This window comes from Amycolatopsis sp. NPDC004378, from assembly GCF_053602455.1.
In genome coordinates, this window is record NZ_JBSGDR010000003.1 from 104,562 (window position 1) to 120,414 (window position 15,853).

The 15,853-nt window shown below is 72.4% G+C and carries 15 protein-coding genes; 4 read left to right on the forward strand and 11 right to left on the reverse strand.

Annotation, left to right across the window (positions count from 1 at the left end; translation table 11 throughout):
* Positions 1-21: 21 nt before the first annotated feature.
* From fdh to nrfD, 3 genes are read left to right on the forward strand one after another with little or no spacing between them, the layout of a single operon-like run.
* The gene (fdh, locus tag ACWEN0_RS12120; protein WP_451972225.1) at positions 22-3,249 is read left to right on the forward strand and encodes a formate dehydrogenase; all 3,228 of its coding nucleotides are present in this window, start codon (positions 22-24) and stop codon (positions 3,247-3,249) included.
* Positions 3,242-4,072 (forward strand): 4Fe-4S dicluster domain-containing protein, encoded by an 831-nt coding sequence (locus tag ACWEN0_RS12125; RefSeq protein WP_451972227.1) that lies wholly within the window; start codon positions 3,242-3,244, stop codon positions 4,070-4,072. The genes fdh and ACWEN0_RS12125 overlap by 8 nt, the downstream gene beginning before the upstream one ends.
* A complete protein-coding gene (gene nrfD, locus ACWEN0_RS12130; RefSeq protein WP_451972229.1) occupies positions 4,069-4,992 on the forward strand; it encodes an NrfD/PsrC family molybdoenzyme membrane anchor subunit in 924 nt (307 codons plus the stop codon). The genes ACWEN0_RS12125 and nrfD overlap by 4 nt, the downstream gene beginning before the upstream one ends.
* Here nrfD and ACWEN0_RS12135 read toward each other — a convergent pair.
* The 10 genes from ACWEN0_RS12135 to ACWEN0_RS12180 all read right to left on the reverse strand — a co-directional run bounded on the left by ACWEN0_RS12135 (position 4,970) and on the right by ACWEN0_RS12180 (position 11,527).
* Complete coding sequence (locus tag ACWEN0_RS12135; RefSeq protein WP_451972231.1) at positions 4,970-5,854, reverse strand: alpha/beta fold hydrolase; 885 nt, start codon at positions 5,852-5,854, stop codon at positions 4,970-4,972. The genes nrfD and ACWEN0_RS12135 overlap by 23 nt on opposite strands.
* Positions 5,855-5,916: 62 nt before the next feature.
* Entirely contained in the window at positions 5,917-6,099 is a 183-nt protein-coding gene (locus ACWEN0_RS12140; RefSeq protein WP_451972233.1) for a CsbD family protein, read from the reverse strand.
* A gap of 35 nt (positions 6,100-6,134) precedes the next feature.
* On the reverse strand, positions 6,135-7,934 hold the full coding sequence (locus ACWEN0_RS12145; RefSeq protein ID WP_451972235.1) for a complex I subunit 5 family protein: 1,800 nt from the start codon (positions 7,932-7,934) through the stop codon (positions 6,135-6,137).
* Positions 7,935-7,938: 4 nt separating this feature from the next.
* Positions 7,939-8,283 (reverse strand): cation:proton antiporter subunit C, encoded by a 345-nt coding sequence (locus ACWEN0_RS12150; RefSeq protein ID WP_451973294.1) that lies wholly within the window; start codon positions 8,281-8,283, stop codon positions 7,939-7,941.
* Entirely contained in the window at positions 8,283-9,017 is a 735-nt protein-coding gene (locus ACWEN0_RS12155) for an MnhB domain-containing protein (RefSeq protein WP_451972237.1), read from the reverse strand. The genes ACWEN0_RS12150 and ACWEN0_RS12155 overlap by 1 nt, the downstream gene beginning before the upstream one ends.
* Positions 9,014-9,250, reverse strand: a complete 237-nt coding sequence (locus ACWEN0_RS12160; protein ID WP_451972239.1) for a Na(+)/H(+) antiporter subunit B — start codon at positions 9,248-9,250, stop codon at positions 9,014-9,016. Before ACWEN0_RS12160 ends, ACWEN0_RS12155 begins: the two co-directional genes overlap by 4 nt.
* Entirely contained in the window at positions 9,247-9,540 is a 294-nt protein-coding gene (locus ACWEN0_RS12165) for a monovalent cation/H(+) antiporter subunit G (RefSeq protein WP_451972241.1), read from the reverse strand. The genes ACWEN0_RS12160 and ACWEN0_RS12165 overlap by 4 nt, the downstream gene beginning before the upstream one ends.
* Complete coding sequence (locus ACWEN0_RS12170) at positions 9,537-9,791, reverse strand: hypothetical protein (RefSeq protein WP_451972243.1); 255 nt, start codon at positions 9,789-9,791, stop codon at positions 9,537-9,539. Before ACWEN0_RS12170 ends, ACWEN0_RS12165 begins: the two co-directional genes overlap by 4 nt.
* Positions 9,788-10,228, reverse strand: a complete 441-nt coding sequence (locus ACWEN0_RS12175) for a hypothetical protein (protein ID WP_451972245.1) — start codon at positions 10,226-10,228, stop codon at positions 9,788-9,790. The genes ACWEN0_RS12170 and ACWEN0_RS12175 overlap by 4 nt, the downstream gene beginning before the upstream one ends.
* A 39-nt stretch (positions 10,229-10,267) precedes the next feature.
* Entirely contained in the window at positions 10,268-11,527 is a 1,260-nt protein-coding gene (locus ACWEN0_RS12180; RefSeq protein WP_451972247.1) for a cation:proton antiporter domain-containing protein, read from the reverse strand.
* A 122-nt stretch (positions 11,528-11,649) separates the two neighbouring features.
* Here ACWEN0_RS12180 and ACWEN0_RS12185 point away from each other — a divergent pair, with 122 nt between their 5' ends.
* Entirely contained in the window at positions 11,650-11,994 is a 345-nt protein-coding gene (locus ACWEN0_RS12185; protein WP_451972249.1) for a hypothetical protein, read from the forward strand.
* Positions 11,995-12,044: 50 nt separating this feature from the next.
* Here ACWEN0_RS12185 and ACWEN0_RS12190 read toward each other — a convergent pair whose 3' ends face one another.
* On the reverse strand, positions 12,045-15,692 hold the full coding sequence (locus ACWEN0_RS12190) for a family 78 glycoside hydrolase catalytic domain (RefSeq protein WP_451972251.1): 3,648 nt from the start codon (positions 15,690-15,692) through the stop codon (positions 12,045-12,047).
* Positions 15,693-15,853 lie beyond the last annotated feature (161 nt).

A 15,853-nucleotide genomic window follows, 5' to 3' on the forward strand; every position in this document is an offset into this window, starting at 1 on the left:
ATCGCTATTACCGTGCCAGGTATGGGTGTGCGGCGGTGGATCGAAGGCTGGCCGGTGTACCGGCAGCTGACCGGGCCCGACCGGCTCGGGCGCGCCGCGGCGGCCAAATCGGACGGTTCGGAGAAATGGCACGCCCGCACCGAAGACGCCGACCGGGTCGTCCGGTCGGTCTGTCCTTATTGCGCTGTCGGCTGCGGCCAGAAGGTGTACGTCAAGGACGAGCGCGTCACCCAGATCGAGGGTGACCCCGATTCGCCGATCTCCCGTGGCCGCCTCTGCCCGAAGGGCTCGGCCAGCAAGCAGCTCGTGACCAGCCCGAGCCGCGTCACCGAAGTCCTCTACCGCCGCCCGTACGGCACCGACTGGGAGCGCCTGTCCCTCGACGAGGCGATGGACATGATCGCCGACCGGGTCCTCAAGACCCGTGCCGAGACGTGGCAGGACACCGACGAGCAGGGCCGCCCGCTCAACCGGACCCTCGGCTTCGCGAGCCTGGGCGGCGCGACGCTGGACAACGAAGAGAACTACCTGATGAAGAAGCTGTACACCGCGCTCGGCGCGTTGCAGATCGAGAATCAGGCCCGTATTTGACACTCCGCCACGGTTCCCGGTCTGGGGACCTCCTTCGGTCGTGGGGGCGCCACGACGTTCCAGCAGGACCTCGCCAACGCCGACTGCATCGTCATCCAGGGCTCGAACATGGCCGAGTGCCACCCGGTCGGGTTCCAGTGGGTGATGGAGGCGAAGGCCCGCGGCGCGAAGATCATCCACGTCGACCCGCGGTTCACCCGCACCAGCGCGGTCTCGCACGTCCACGCGGCGCTGCGGGCCGGGACGGACATCGCGTTCCTCGGCGGCCTGATCAACCACGTCCTGAGCGAGGGGAAGGACTTCCGCGAGTACGTGCTGGCCTACACCAACGCGGCCGCGATCCTGCGTGAGGACTTCGCCGACACCGAAGACCTGGACGGGCTGTTCTCCGGCTACGACCCGGAACGCCGTCAGTACGACATGACGACGTGGGCGTACGAAGGCGCGCCGACGGTGCCGGCGGCCGGCTCGGCCGACCCGGAGCAGCCCGGCGAACCCGGCTCGGAGCAGCACCACGGCGGCGAGGCCCACCAGAGCACCGCCCGCGCGGACACCTACGGCAGTGGCGGCGCGGCGATCGGCGGCAAGCCGGAGACCGACGAAACCCTGCAGCACCCGCGATGCGTCTACCAGGTCCTCAAGCGCCACTTCGCCCGGTACACGCCCGAAATGGTGGCCGACGTCTGCGGTCTGTCGGTGCGCGAGTTCGAAGAGATCGCCGAGGCGATCACCGCGAACTCCGGCCGCGACCGGACGACGGCGTGGGTGTACTCGGTCGGCTGGACGCACCACACCGTGGGCGCGCAGTACATCCGGACGGCGTCGATCCTGCAGACGCTGCTGGGCAACATCGGCCGTCCCGGTGGCGGCATCCTCGCGCTGCGGGGCCACGCCAGCATCCAGGGCTCGACCGACATCCCGACGCTGTTCAACCTGCTGCCCGGCTACATCCCGATGCCGCACGCGCACCAGCACCAGAGCCTCGACGAGTTCGTTGCGGCGGACGCGGGCGCGACCGGCTTCTGGGGCAACATGCGCGCCTACACCGTCAGCCTCCTGAAGTCCTACTGGGGCGATTCGGCCCAGCCGCACAACGACTTCCGCTTCGACTACCTGCCGCGCCTGACCGGCGACCACGGCACGTACGACACCGTGCGCAGGCAGATCGCGGGGGAGTGCAAGGGCTACTTCCTGGTCGGGGAGAACCCGGCGGTCGGCTCGGCCAACGGCAAGTTCCAGCGGCTCGGCCTGGCCAACCTCGACTGGCTCGTCGTGCGGGACCTGCAGCTGATCGAGAGCGCGACGTTCTGGAAGGACGGGCCGGAGATCGAGACCGGCGAGCTGTCGCCGGAGGAGATCGGCACCGAGGTGTTCTTCCTGCCCGCCGCCGCGCACACCGAGAAGGACGGCAGCTTCACCAACACGCAACGGCTGCTGCAGTGGCACCACAAGGCGGTCGAGCCGCCGGGCGACGCGCGCAGCGACCTGTGGTTCTACTACCACCTGGGCCGGATCATCCGGGAGCGGACCGGGGACGACCCGCGCGACGCGCCGATCCGCGACCTGACCTGGAGCTACCCGGTCGAAGGGCCGACGGACGACCCGAGCGCGGAGTCCGTGCTCGCCGAGATCAACGGGCATGGCCCCGAAGGTCCGCTTTCGGCGTACACCCAGCTGAAGGACGACGGCTCGACCGCGTGCGGCTGCTGGATCTACTGCGGTGTCCGCGCGGACGGGAAGAACCAGGCCGCCAACCGGCAACCGGGGCACGAGCAGGACTGGGTCGCGAAGGGCTGGGCCTGGGCGTGGCCGGCCAACCGCCGGATCCTCTACAACCGCGCCTCGGCGGACCCGGACGGCAAGCCGTGGAGCGAGCGGAAGAAGCTGCTCAGCTGGGACGCCGGGCAGGGCAAGTGGGTCGGCCCGGACGTCCCGGACTTCGAGCCCGCCAAGGCACCGGACTACGTGCCGCCCGAGGGGGCCAAAGCCCAGGACGCGCTCGGCGGGCAGGACCCGTTCATCATGCAGACCGACGGCAAGGCGTGGCTGTACGTCCCGGCCGGGCTGGCCGACGGTCCGCTGCCCGCGCACTACGAGCCGTTCGAGAGCCCGGTGGAGAACGCGCTGTACGGGCAGCAGGAATCGCCGACGCGCCAGACGCTGGAAGCCCCGTCGAACCCGTACAACCCGGCACGCAGCGCGGTCTACCCGTACGTGTTCACCACCTACCGCCTCACCGAGCACCACACGGCGGGCGGGATGAGCCGGACCCTGCCGTACCTGTCGGAGCTGCAGCCCGAGTTCTTCTGCGAGGTTGCCCCGGCGCTCGCGGCCGAACGCGGGCTCGAGAACGGCGGCTGGGCGACGATCGTCTCGGCGCGCACCGCGATCGAGGCCCGCGTGCTGGTGACCGACCGCGTGAAGCCGCTGAAGGTCCGCGGCCGGACGATCCACCAGGTCGGCCTGCCCTACCACTGGGGTCCCAACGGGCTTTCCCGCGGCGACGCGGCCAACGACCTGCTGGGCATCGTGATGGACCCGAACGTGCACATCCAGGAGTCGAAGGCGGCGACCTGTGACATCCGGCCCGGACGACGGCCGCGCGGGGCCGCGCTGCCGGAGTTCGTGGCCGAGTACCGGAGGCGAGCCGATGGCTGAGTACGGCGCCCAGCCCCGCATGGGGTTCTTCACCGACACGTCGGTGTGCATCGGGTGCAAAGCGTGCGAAGTGGCGTGCAAGGAGTGGAACGGCGTGCCCGAGGCGGGCGGGCTCGACCTGCTGGGCATGTCGTACGACAACACCGGCGACCTGGGTTCGAACACCTGGCGGCACGTCGCGTTCGTCGAGCAGCCGAAGAAACCCGCCGTGGAGCTGGGCATGCCGGACATCGGCGCGCCCGCGCAGGAGGACCCCGGCGTGCGCTGGCTGATGTCGAGCGACGTCTGCAAGCACTGCACGCACGCGGCCTGCCTGGACGTCTGCCCGACCGGCGCGCTGTTCCGCACCGAGTTCGACACCGTCGTGGTGCAGCAGGACATCTGCAACGGCTGCGGCTACTGCGTGCCCGCGTGCCCCTACGGCGTCATCGAAAAGCGCGAGAGCGACGGCCGCGCGTTCAAGTGCACCCTCTGCTACGACCGGCTCGGCGCGGGGATGGAACCGGCCTGCGCCAAGGCGTGCCCGACCGACTCCATCCAGTTCGGCGAACTGGACGAGCTGCGCCTGCGCGCCGACGAACGCGTCAAGACGCTGCACGGCTCGGGCGTGCCCGAGGCCCGGCTCTACGGCCGCGACCCGGACGACGGCGTGGGCGGCGACGGCGCGTTCTTCCTGCTCCTGGACGAACCCGAGGTCTACGGCCTGCCGCCGGACCCGGTCGTCACGACGCGGGACCTGCCCGCGATGTGGAAGCGGGCCGCGGTGACGGCCGCCGGGGTGGCCGCGGCCCTCGCCGCGTCGTTCCTGGGACGGCGCCGGTGAGCCCCCGCCGCGAACGCGCGATGGTCGAGCCCGCCGAGTTCAAGTCGTACTACGGCCGCCCGATCCTCAAGGAACCGGCGTGGAAGCAGCCGGACGTGCCGCTCTACCTGTTCCTCGGCGGTGCGGCGGGTGCGTCGGCGACCATGGCCGCGCTCGCCGACGTCACCGGGCGGCCCGGCCTGGCCCGCGTGGGCCGGCTGGCCGCGTCCGGCGGGTCGCTCGCGAGTGTCGTGGCGCTGATCCACGACCTGGGGAAACCGTTGCGGTTCCTGCACATGCTGCGGGTGTTCAAGCCGACGTCCCCGCTTTCGGTGGGGTCGTGGATCCTTTCGCCGTTCTCGGGCCTGGCCGCGATCTCCGCCGCGTCCGAGGTCACGGGCCTGCTGCCGCGGATCGGCCGGCTCGCCGGTGCGGGCGCGGGCGTGCTCGGCCCGGCGATGTGCACGTACACGGCGGTTCTGCTGGCGGACACCGCGACGCCGTCCTGGCACGAAGCCCACGGGACCCTTCCGGTGCTGTTCGCCGGCAGCGCGGTGACCAGCGGCGCGGGCGTGGCCCTGCTGGCGGCCCCGGCCGGGGAAACCGGTCCGGTCGTGCGGGCCGGGCTGATCGGGGCGGCGGCCGAGCTGGTCGCCGAACACCACCTGGAAACCGGGCTGGGCCTGGTGTCCGAGCCGTACCGGACCGGCCGGGCGGGGAAGCTGTTGAAGGCCGCGAAGGCGCTCACCGCGGCGGGGGCCGGGCTTTCCCTGCTGGCCCGGCGGAACCGCGCCGCGGGGGTGCTCGCGGGCGCGGCCTACGTCGCTTCGGGGCTGTGCACGCGCTTCGGCGTCTACGCGGCGGGCGTCGAGTCCACAAAGGACCCGAAGTACGTCGTGGTACCGCAGCGGGAACGGATCAACCGGCGGGAAGGCCGCTGAAGAACCCGCCCAGCGCGTCGGCGAGGGCGGCGGGGTTGTCCTCCGCCATGTGGTGGCCGGATTCGATGGCGTGGGCGGCACGGAGGTCCGTGGTCCAGTCACGCCAGATGGCGGGGATGTCGCCGTGCATTTCCTCGAGGTCGTCCAGACTCGACCACAGGACCAGCACCGGGCAGGTGATCCGGCGCCCGGCGGCCCGGTCGGCGTCGTCGTGCGCCCGGTCCACGCCCAGGCCCGCCCGGTAGTCCTCGAGCATCGCCTTGACCGTCGCGGGGTCGTGGATCGCCCGGCGGAAGTCGGCGAAGTTCTCTTCGCCCAGCCGCTCGGGAGTGTTCTTCGTCCCGACGTCGTACCAGGCGTCCGGGTCCGCGGTGATCGCCCGTTCGGGCTTGTCCGGCTGGGCGAAGAAGAACCAGTGGTACCAGGCCTGGGCGAACCCGGCGTGGCAGCGGGCGAGGTGCTCGCCGACCGGGATGGAGTCGAGGATCGCCGCGCCGCGGACCACGTCCGGGTGATCGAGGCACAGCCGGGTGGCGACCAGGGCGCCGCGGTCGTGCCCGGCGAGGAAGAACCGGTCGTGCCCCAGCCGCCGCATGAGAGCGACGCAGTCGGCCGCCATGACGCGCTTGCTGTAGGGCGTGTGCCCGGCGTCCGTCGGCGGCTTGGTGGATTCGCCGTAGCCCCGGGTGTCCGGGCAGACGACGGTGAACCGCTCGGCGAGCCGCGGCGCGACCCGGTGCCAGGTCGTGTGCGTGCGCGGATGTCCGTGCACCAGCAGGAGCGGCGGGCCGGAGCCGCCGTGGCGGACCCGCAGGGTCACGTCGCCGACGTCGACGCGGTCGAGCGTGAAACCTTCGAACACCGGTCACCCCCAGGCGAAAGCCGCACCCCGGCGAACCGGGGTGCGGCTGCGGACAGAACGCGTCAGTCCTTGTTGGTGACGCCCTTGACGGCGTCCTTGATCTTCTCGCCCGCCTGCTTGAGCGAGCCCTTGGCCTGGTCTGCCTTGCCTTCGGCCTGCCACTGCTCGTTGCCGGTCGCGTCGCCGACGGCTTCCTTCGCCTTGCCCTTGAGCTCTTCACCCTTGTTTTCGAATTTGTCGCTCATACGGTGTGGTTACCCGCTCTTCGCGCGGCTACACCTCAGAGCCAGACGACCACCGTGAGGACGGTCACCCCGGCGAGGAGCCACGCGACGTAGTCCCCGACGTGCCCGGAATGCCCGCGGTGCACCACTTCCAGCGCCGCGCGCAGCGGGCGCGGCCACGACGGCAGCCGATGCGGCCAGAGGGCGGCCGCCGCGATGCCGAGCGCCAGCGCCACCGTGAGCCCGCTGAACACCAGGCCGGACGACGTCCATTCCGCGGCCACCGGGTGGGAAAGCCCGGTGGACCGGATCGCCGGCAGGACGTCGTGGAGGTAGCCGCCGCGGTCGCTGTCCTGCCGTCCGGCCGTGACGGCGGCGTCGCGCAGCCACGGCACCGTGCCCACGGCGAGCGCGGCGGCCAGCACCGCGACGATCGCGGCGAGCATCGTCGCCGGGGTGCGTTCGAGCCGCCGTCCCGTTTCGGGTTCTTCGTCCGTCCCGGGCGTCCGCTCGCCGTCGTCCCGGCGCGGCGGCCGGCCCAGTCCGAAGTAGACACCCAGCCCGGCGCGCAGCACCGCGGCCGCGGTCACCGCCGTGACGACGACGAACACCGCCACCAGCCAGCCGTAACCGGCCCGGCCGAGCGCGTGCTCGACGACGTCCTTGCCGAACGCGACGCCGAACGGTGGCAACCCGGCCAGGACCAGCGCCGCCAGCAGGAACAGCCCGCCTTCCAGCCGGGAATGCCCGCACTGGCCGAACAGCTCGTCTTCGTCGACGCTGCCGTAGCGGTCCATCAGGACGCCGGTCAGCAGGAACAGCGCCGCCTTGGCCCCGGCGTGCCCGGCCACCGCGAGCACGAACCCCGCGCTCGCCTCGCCGTCCGCCGCGGCCAGGCCGCACAGGAACAGCCCGGTGTGCGCGATGGTCGAGTAGGCCAGCAGCCGTTTCAGATGGCGCTGGGTGAAGCACAGGACGGCGCCGAGCAGCGCGCTCGCGATCCCGAGCACCAGCAGCACGCGCGCGAAGACGCCGTCGTCGAGCACGCCGCCGAAGACCGTGCGCCGCACCCGCAGCACGCCGTAGACACCGAGTTCGACCATGACACCGGAAAAGAGCACGCACACCGGGGTCGGCGCGACCGCGTGCGCGTCGGCGAGCCAGAAGTGGAACGGCACGGCCGCCGCCTTGACCAGCAAGCCGGTGCAGACGAGCACGAACGCCGCCAGGACCAGCGCGTCGGCCGGCTTCCCGTCGAGCGCGACGCCGAGCTGCGCCAGGCCGAGCTGCCCGCCGCGCGCGTAGAGCAGGCCGATGCCCATGAGCGTGAAGTACGCGCCGAGGGAGTTCACGACGCCGAAGTTCAGCGCGCCCTGGACGGAGTCGGCCTCCTCGACGCGGTACCCGGTCAGCGCGTAGGCGACGCCGCTCATGAGCTCGAAGAAGACGAACAGGGTGAACAGGTCCCCGGTGAGCAGGAAGCCGAGCATGCCGGTGAGGAACAGCAGCATCATCGCGTGGTAGCGCGCTTCGACCGCTTCGAAGTAGCGCCAGCTGTAGAGCAGCGCGCACGTCGTCAGGAACGACGCCAGCAGCGCGAGCGTCGTGTTGAGGCCGTCGGCGGCCAGGACGATGCCCAGCGACCGCGCGCCGTCGGGCCGGTGCCCGCCCAGCCAGCTCACCACCCGGCCGTGCTGGACCGCCGCGAGCAGCACCGTCGTCAGGACGGTGACGGCCAGCGCGGCCGTGGTCGCGACGACGTCGGCCGCCACGCGCGGCAGCTTCGGGCCGAGGCCGAGCAGCACGCACGCGGCCAGCAACGGCACCGCGATGACGAGGGACGGGAGTGCGTTCATCGCGTCAGCCACGCAGCGCGCGCAGCTCGTCGGGGTCGACCGTCCCGTGCCGCTTCGAGATCTGGATGGTCAGGCCCAGCAGCACCGCCGTGATCGTCGCCGAGACGACGATGTCGGTCAGCGTCATCGCCTGCACCATCGGGTCGACCACGGGCTGCCGCTGGTCCGGCACGACGATCGGGGCGCCCGCCTGGTCCTGGTAGCCGATGCCGAGCAGCAGCACGTACGTCCCGGCCTGCGCGACCGAGAGCGAGACGACAGTGTGCACGAGGTGGCGGCTGCGCACGATGCCGGCCGCGCCGACCAGCAGCAGCCACGCCGCCACGCAGTAACAGACCAGCCCCACCATCACGCGGCCTCCTCGGAAATCAGGCCCTGGCCGAGGAACTGCGCCAGCAGCACGACGAGCCCGGCGGCGACCTCGATCCCGACGAGCACGCTCAGCACCGGCACGGTCCCGGCCGAAAGCAGCGAGCCGAACTCGCCCTTCGGCAGCACGTTGGCCAGGAACGTGCCCCCGGCGAGCAGGCCGACGAGCCCGGTGACGACGTACAGCCCGGTCGCCGACGCTTCCGCGTACTCGCACCAGTCGATCGGGCGCAGCCGCTTCAGCGCCGGGTAGCTGCCGGAGATGTAGAGCAGGTGCCAGCCGGTGGCCAGCACGACCCCGCCCTGGAAGCCGCCGCCCGGGGTGAGGTGGCCGTGCACCACGACGTCGATGCCGAGCAGGAGGGTCACCGGCAGCATCAGGTACCCGGCGACCTTGACCACCGGCATGACGTACCCGCGCGAGGGGCCGATCCGCCGTCGCTCCTCTTCGGACGGCTGCAGCAGCGACAGCGCCCCCACGACGGCCGCCGCGACGATGGTCTCTTCGCCCAGGGTGTCGAGCGCGCGCAGGTCGAAGTTCACCGACGACACGAGGTTCGGCGTGGCGCGGGCGATCGCGGCGGGCAGCGCGAGGTCGCGGTAGCCGTGCAGGGCCCCACCGAACTCCGGCATCCGCAGGAACGCCGTCACGAGCAGCACGGCGACGCCGAGCGCGCCGGCCGCACACAGCCACGTCCGGGTCCGCAGGCTCATCGGCCGCCCACCTTCCGGATCGTGAGCAGCACGAGCAGCGGCACGACGGCCGAGCCGACGGCCAGTTCGGACAGCGCGACGTCCGGGGCCTGGAGCGCGACGAACAACAGGGCCAGGCAGAGGCTGAACAGGGACAGCGTGATCGCCTGCCGACGCGGGTCCGGGGTCGCCACCACCGCGAACCCCGCGACGGCGACGAACGCGAGGGCGACGAGCAGCACGACCGTCGTCACGACGGCAGGTCCTCGTCGATCACGCCCTGCCGCTCGGCTTCGACGCGGCCCACGGCGGACTGCAGCACGGGGCCGGTCACCGCGAGCAGCGCGACGGTGAGCAGGATGGCGGCCGACCCGAGGTTCCAGCCGTTGGCCAGCGCCAGCCCGGCCCCGACGAGCGGCGCGCCCAGCGTCGTCACCGGCGCGAGCAGGTGCAGCCGGGTGAGCAGCGTGCGCGCCCGCAGCATCGTCACGGCCGAGACCACGACCACGGCCACCCCGGCGAACACGAGGATCAGCGCGATCATCGGGTCGTCCCCAGCAACCGGATGAACACGAGCGTGCCGGCGAAGGCGAGCACGGTCAGCGTCAAGGGCAGGATCACCGCGCTCGACGGGCCGTAGGCCTGCCCGAGCAGCAGCAGCGTGAGCACGGTGACCGGGCCGGCCAGCTGCAGCCCGGCGAGGCGCCCGATCGCGTCGCCGCGCGCGGCGAGCCACAGCGCGGGCCCGAGGCCACCCACCATGAGCAGCACCGCGGCGAGCAGCCAGCCGGTCACCGGCGGACCTCGTCCAGTGTTCGCGAGCCGCCGTCGAGCAGCCGGTGGACGACGAGCTCGCGCCGGCCCGGGGGAGTGGCGACGACCATCGTCCCGGGCGTGCTGCCGACGACCACGGCCGCGCAGGCGGCCCGGGCTTCGTGCACGGCGTCCGGTTCGTCCGGCAGGCTCACGGTGCCGAAGGTGCCCGCACGGACCTTGACCAGGGCCTGGGCGGTTTCGCGGACGGCGGTCGCGGGCACGGTCGGCAGCCAGCGCAGCCACCGGACCCGGGGCCGCCACGCACCACCGACGGCCCGGCGCGCGGCCCGGGCGGCGAACGCGCAGGGCACCGCGGCGACGGCCGCGGCCACGATCTCCGGCAGCGACGGCGTCGACAGCGTCACGACCCACAGCGCGGTCAGGCCGAGCCACCAGGGCAGCACTTCGGAGAACACGCGTTCCGGGTACCCCGCGGCCGGGCGCGCCAACCGGGATCAGTGGTCGGGCAGGTGGCCGCCCATCCGTTCGATCCGCTGGATCGCCGGCTCCGCGAGCACGCCGTGGACCAGCACGGACACGGCGACGGCGAGGGCGCCGACGCGCCAGAGCACGTCCTGCTGCGCCACCGGCAGCCGGTCGAGCGCGTAGGCGAGGTAGTAGAGCGTGCCGATGCCGCGGACGCCGAAGAACGCGATCGCCAGTTTCGCGGGCCGGCCGGCGGACGACCCGAGCAGCGAAACCCAGCCGATCAGGGGACGCACCACCAGCACCGCGACGACGGCGATCACCACCTCGAGGGGACGCAGGCCGCGCAGCAGCCCGTCCCCGATGGCGAGCCCGAGGCCCAGCAGCGCCAGCGGCACGAAAAGCCGTTCGAGCTGGTGGCCGAAGGCGTGCAGGACACCGTGGTAGTCGTGTTCCCGCTCTTGCTTGCGCACCACGACCGCCGCGACGAACACGGCGGCGAACCCGTTGCCGCGGGCCAGCTCCGCCAGCGCGTACGGCAGGAAGGCGAGGGCGAGCAGGACCAGGCCGTCGCCGTACTCGGCCAGCCGCAGCCGGTCCGACGAGACGTGGAAGATCGCCCAGCCGAGGCCGCGCCCGGCGACCAGCCCGATCACCACGCCGACGACGACCGGCAGCAGCAGGTCCACCAGCACCCAGGAGACGCCGAGGTGCGGCTCGCGCCCCGCCATCGCCAACCCGAGCAGGACGAACGGCATGGCGAGGCCGTCGTTGAGCCCGGCCTCGGTGGTCAGCGTGAAGCGGATCTCGTTGTCCCGGGCCAGTTCCGGCTCGACGTCGGGGTGCGGGACGCCGATGTCGCCCGCCAGCACCGGGTCCGTCGGCGAGAGCGCCGCGGCCAGCAGCAGCGCGACACCGGGCGCGAGGGCGAGCCACCAGGCCCCGAGCGCGGCGATCGCGAGGATCGACAGCGGCATGGTCAGGGCGAGCAGCCGCCACGTCGAGCCCCAGCGCTGCACGCCGAACGGGCGGTCGACGGACAGCCCCGCGCCGGCGAGCGCGACGAGGATCCCGAGCTGGGTGAAGGACTCCACGCCGTGCAGGTGGGCGGCCGGGTCGCTCCAGCCGTTGCCGTACGGCGCGGGCAGCGGAAGCAGGCCGAGCACGATCCCGGCGACCAGCATCACCAGCGGCACCGAGAACGGCCGGTCGGCGACGAGCTTCGGCACGATGGCCGCGGCCAGGGCGAGCAGGCCGGCCACGCCGAACAGCACCGTCAACGCCGACAAGGTTCCTCCCGCGCTCGTGCCGTCCAGTGCGCTTGCCCGGCTGAAGGCGCGTAGCGTGGCCGGCAGGTCGCACCGCGCTCGGGGTTCCCGCCGCGCGGACGGCGAAACCGTGAGGAGGCGGCGTGACGGCGGCGAACGGGGCCGGGCGGCCCTGCCGGTTCTGCGGCACGGTGCGCGGCCCGCGGGTGCCCGGCAAGGCCGGCCCGATCTGCCTGGACTGCGTCCGGACCGGGTTGAAGGTGGTCGGCGACGGCGTCGACCGGGAGACCGTGAGCGGAGACGTGCTGGCGGCGGTGACCTCGCCGCTGGCCGCGGTGTGCGGCTCGTGCGGCCGCCGCGAGCGGCGCACGTTCCTCGGCCTGCGCCGTCCGCTGCTGCGCGTGAGCTGCGCCCAGCGCGACGCGGTGATCTGCGCGGACTGCCTGGACCACGCGGGCGACGTGCTCAACGTCGCGCTGCGCCACTGACCGAGGGGCCTTTCCTCGCAGCGCGTGCGAGGAAAGGCCCCGTCAGTTCGTCAGGCCTGCGCCGTGAACACGTACGAACCCGCGGGCACGAAGTACGACCCGCTCGACGACGGAACCGCCTCCGCCGGCGCGGCCACCGATCCCGGCTGTGACGTCGGCACCTGGACCGTCGCCGACGAGCCCGGCGGCACCGTCACCCGGAGCGTCAGCTTCCCGCCCGAGACCGACCAGTCGCTGACCGCGCCGCCGTACGGTGTCTCGTACGACGACTTCGCCGACGTCAGCCCGCCGCCCGGCCGCGGGGCGACCAGCAGCGACGCGTAGCCCGGCGAGGACGGGGAGAGGCCGCCCACGGAGCGGTACAGGAAGTCGCCCACCGAGCCGAGGCCGTAGTGGTTGAACGAGTTCATGCCCGGGTCGTTGAACGAGCCGTCCGGCTTGATGCCGTCCCAGCGCTCCCAGATCGTCGTCGCGCCGTGGCCGATCATGTAGCCCCAGCCGGGGAAGTCCGGCTGCAGCAGCACCTGGTACGCCGTGTCGGCGTGGCCGTGCGCGGCCAGCACCGGCAGCAGGTTCTCCACGCCGAGGAACCCGACGCTCAGGTGCCCGCCGGCCGCCGCCACGCGGGCGGCCAGTTTGTCCGCCGCAGGCTGCACCCGCGAAGCGGGCAGCAGCCCGAACGCCAGGGCGAGAACGTAACCCGTCTGAGAACCCGCCCCCACCGTGCCGTCGGCCTGCGAGAACCGGGCCGTGAACGCCGCCCCGACCTGGTCGGCGAGCGTCCCGTACTTCGTCGCCTCCGCGGTGTGGCCGGTGGCCGCCGCCATCCGCGACACCAGCCGTGACGACCACGCGAAGAACGCCGTCGAGATCAGGTCCTGCGCGGTGTTGTCGTTGACGTTGAGCCAGTCCCCGTAGGTCTGGTGGTCGCGGATCAGGTCCGCGCCGGACGTCGAGCGCAGGTACTCGACCCACTTGACCATCGCGTCGAAGTGCTCGGTGATCACGCCGGTGTCGCCGTAGCGCTGCCACAGGGTGTAGGGCACGATGACGCCCGCGTCACCCCAGCCCGCCGTGCCCGAGCCGCTCAGCACGCCCGGTGCGACGTCGGTGAACGACCCGTCGGCGTGCTGCGCGTCGACCAGGTCGTCGCTGAACTTGCCGAGGAAGTTCGCCACGTCGAGGTTGAACGTCGACGTGCCGGCGAAGATCCCGATGTCGCCGGTCCAGCCGAGGCGTTCGTCGCGCTGCGGGCAGTCGCTCGGCACGGACAGCATGTTCGAGCGCTCACCCCACAGGATGTTGTGCTGCAGTTGGTTCACCAGCGCGTTCGACGACGTGAAGGTGCCGGTCTGCGCGCCGGAGGTCCACATCGCCCGCCCGGTCAGCGTCGATGCGTCCGGCGCCGACGGCAGGCCGGTCAGCTCGACGTACCGGTACCCGTGCACGGTGAACCGCGGCTCGTACGTCTCCGCGCCGCCCGTGCCGGCCAGGGTGAACCGGTCGGTCGCCTGGGCCGCGCGCAGGTTCGTCGTGTAGATCGTCCCGTCCGGGTTGAGCACCTCGGCGTGCCGCATGGTCACCGTGGTGCCGGCCGGGCCGGTCACGGACAGCCGGTTCACGCCGCTGAAGTTCTGGCCGAGGTCGGCCACCCAGACGCCCGGCTTCGGCTGCGTCCACGAGACGGGCTTGAACTCCTGCTGCACGGTGACGCCGTTGTCCACTTGCGACACCAGGTTCGGCTTCGCGTCGGTGCGCACGCGGGGTGCCGCCCAGGTGCGATCGTCGAAGCCGGGCCGGTCCCAGCCGGTCGCGAGCCGCGCGTCGTAGGTCTCGCCCTGGTAGAGGTCGTCGGCGCGGATCGGGCCGTCGCCGGCCTTCCAGGTGCCGTCGGTCGCGACCGTGGTGGCGGTGCCGTCGGTGAAGGTCAGCTGCAGCTGCGCCGAGTACCACGGCTCGGTGCCGTACTTCTGGCTCCCGGCGATGCCGATGCTCCCGGAGTACCAGCCGTTGCCGACCATCGCGCCGAGGACGTTCTCGCCGGTCCGGATCTGCTTGGTGACGTCGGAAACGCGGTACTGCAGCCGTTTCGTGTAGTCGGTCCAGCCGGGCTCGAGGACCTCGCCGCCGACCTTGGCGCCGTTGAGGTGGGTCTCCTGCAGGCCGAGCGCGGTGCTGAGCAGCCGCGCGCTCGCGACCGGCTTCGACACCGTGAAGCTCTTGCGCAGCAGGGGAGAAGGCGCGCTGACGGCGACGTTCGCGCCCCACGGCCCCGTGCCGTAGCCGGCCACCGCCTTCGCCGCGGGCCACGCGCTGTCGTCGTACCCGCTCTGCTGCCAGCCGTCCGGTCCGGTCTGGCTCGCCTTCCACGACCCGTCGGTCACCACGGCCGGTCCACCCGGGACGGTCAGCTTCGCGATCATCCCGGCCGGGCTCTGGGTGGTGTTCTCCGCGCTGACGGCGACGGTGTTGGTCCCGGCCTTGAGCAGGCTGCCGATCTCGACGACGGCCGCCGTCTTCCAGGAGTCGGTGACCCGCGGCGAGTCGCTGACCTTCGTGCCGTTGACCCACACGGTGGCCGTGTCGTCCCCGGTCACGACCAGGGTTGCCTTCGACGGCGCCGTCGTGAGGTCCAGGGTCTTGCGGAAGAACCGGGTCGCCGGCGGCACGCCGCCGGCGGGATCACCCTCCGGGTACCAGATCCAGCTGGCCCCGGCCAGGTCCGGGCCCGCGGTGGCTCGGCCGAGGAACGCGCCGGTCCACTCGGACGCGGGGTCGCGCAGGGCCGTTTCGAAGCGCTGCACCGGGCTCCAGCCGCTCATCCGGCCCTGGCCGTCCCAGACGCGGACCTTCCAGGTGTAGGCGGTCAGCGAGGTCAGCGCCGGGCCGCCGTAGGCGACGTCCGCCTGCTGCGGGGAGGCGACGCGCCCGCTGTCCCAGACCTGCCGGCCACCGGAGGACACCTGGATTTCGTAGGCCGACTGCCGTTGCTGTGAAGCCGACGATGCGAGCTTCCAGCCGAACCGGGGCTGGTCGACGCCGAGCGGGTTGACCTGCTGCCCGACCGTCGCGCTCGCGATCGAGAGCGGCGTCGAGTCCGAAGGGCTCGGGGTGCGGACGCCGGAGCCCCACGGTCCGGTGCCGTACGCGCCGAGGTCGCGGGCCGCGGCCCAGCTCCCGTCGGCGAAGCCGGGCTGTTCCCAGCCGTCCGGCGCGGTGGTCGCGCTCTTCCAGCCGGTGCCGGTGGTCAGGTCCGTGGTGCCGGACGCGGTCGTCACGCGCAGCCGCCCGAGCAGCCCGGCCGCGCCGCCGGCGTTGCGGACGGCGACGGCGAGGGTGTTGACGCCCGGGGTGAGCGCGGGCCGCAGGTCGACCGACAGGGCCGAGCGCCACGAGTCCTGGGTGCGGGCCGAGGAGGCGAGCGGCTTGCCGTTGAGCCAGACGTCGGCGGTGTCGTCGCCGGTGACGACGAACCGCGCGTCGGTGACCGCGGCGGCGGGGACGGTGAACGTGGCGCGGAAGTACCGGGTCGCGGCCGGCGCGGTGGTCTGGGGCGTGCCTTCCGGGTACCAGATCCAGTGCGCGCCGGTCAGCTCGACCGGTGGCGCCGCACCGGCCGGGGGCACCGAGGCGGCGGAGAGGGCCAGGATCGCGGCGAGCGTGGTGGTGGTCGCGCGCCAGAGCTTCGAGGGCAGCATTCGGGCTCCCTTACGGCGGGGATGGGGCGGCGAATATTTAAACGTTTCAATACAGCGTGATACGTGACTGTAATCACGAACTCACACGTTGGCAATACTCCACCGGGACGTACGCCTGGTGAATCGCTTCGACGACGACGGCCGTTCGTAAATCGTTTTAG

Bases quoted from the DNA above. Each gene is read 5' to 3' on its own strand.
- ACWEN0_RS12125 (WP_451972227.1), top strand. From the start codon at position 3,242: ATGGCTGAGTACGGCGCCCAGCCCCGCATGGGGTTCTTCACCGACACG.
- ACWEN0_RS12150 (WP_451973294.1), bottom strand. From the start codon at position 8,283: ATGGTGGGGCTGGTCTGTTACTGCGTGGCGGCGTGGCTGCTGCTGGTC.
- ACWEN0_RS12190 (WP_451972251.1), bottom strand. From the start codon at position 15,692: ATGCTGCCCTCGAAGCTCTGGCGCGCGACCACCACCACGCTCGCCGCG.
- ACWEN0_RS12155 (WP_451972237.1), bottom strand. From the start codon at position 9,017: ATGAGCCTGCGGACCCGGACGTGGCTGTGTGCGGCCGGCGCGCTCGGC.
- ACWEN0_RS12140 (WP_451972233.1), bottom strand. From the start codon at position 6,099: ATGAGCGACAAATTCGAAAACAAGGGTGAAGAGCTCAAGGGCAAGGCG.
- ACWEN0_RS12145 (WP_451972235.1), bottom strand. From the start codon at position 7,934: ATGAACGCACTCCCGTCCCTCGTCATCGCGGTGCCGTTGCTGGCCGCG.
- ACWEN0_RS12165 (WP_451972241.1), bottom strand. From the start codon at position 9,540: ATGATCGCGCTGATCCTCGTGTTCGCCGGGGTGGCCGTGGTCGTGGTC.